This is a genomic window from Streptomyces katrae, from assembly GCF_000966975.1.
GTDB classification, from domain to species: domain Bacteria; phylum Actinomycetota; class Actinomycetes; order Streptomycetales; family Streptomycetaceae; genus Streptomyces; species Streptomyces katrae.
Genome location: NZ_JZWV01001716.1, coordinates 1 through 809, shown reverse-complemented (window position 1 = coordinate 809; position 809 = coordinate 1). Strand labels below are relative to the sequence as shown.

Sequence of the window (809 nt, the reverse complement as noted above, 5' to 3'; positions counted from 1 at the left end):
GCGCTGGCCTGCCGGGCGGCCACGCGCCGGGGCTGAACGGGCCCGTGGCCGGGGGCCGGCCCACCCGCCGGGCCCGGTCCGGCGGTGACGGAACGTTACTTCCCCATCAGCTCCGACACCTTCACGAAGCGGTACCCCCGCTTGCGCAGCTCCGGCACGATCTTCTCGACGGCCTGCTCGGTGACCGGGGCCGCGCTGTGCGTGCAGTGCATCACCACCACGGAACCGGGCTTCACCCCGGCCAGCACCTGCTCCGCCACCGCGTCGGGGTCCTTGGCGAAGGCGTCCCCGCTGACCACGTCCCACTGCACGGCGGTCACCTTGGCGGGGGCCAGGGCGCGCAGCGCCTGCTCGTCGTAGCAGCCGCCGGGGAAGCGGAAGTACGGCACCGTGTTGACCGCCACCGTGTTGACCGCACCGGCCTTCTTGAAGGCGGCGAACGCCCGGTCCACGTCGGCCCTGGCGGCGGCCGCGTCGAGCGCGGGCAGCCCGTAGCAGGGGGATTTGAAGGCGTGGTGGCTGTAGGAGTGGTTGGCGATCTCGAAGCCGGGATCGGTGCCGATGGCCTTCGCCTGGTCCGGGTACTCCTCCGCCCAGCGCCCCGTCATGAAGACGGTGGACGGCACCTTCAGCCGGCGCAGCGCCGCGATCAGCTCGGGGTTGTCGAAGTGCTCGCCCGAGGCGGCGCGCGGACCCTGGTCGGAGGTCATGTCGGCGTCGAAGGTCAGCGCCACGGTCTTCTCGGTCCGCTGCCGGGTCCGTTCGAAGACCGGGGTCAGCCCGCCCGGCCCGGGCGCCAGGGTCGGTAC

Annotated in this window: 1 protein-coding gene; it reads right to left on the bottom strand. The window is 73.1% G+C overall.

The window, feature by feature from the left end:
• Window positions 1-95 precede the first annotated feature (95 nt).
• Window positions 96-809, bottom strand: a 714-nt coding sequence (locus tag VR44_RS40290; protein WP_045952666.1) for a polysaccharide deacetylase family protein, incomplete at its 5' end; no start/stop codon positions are given.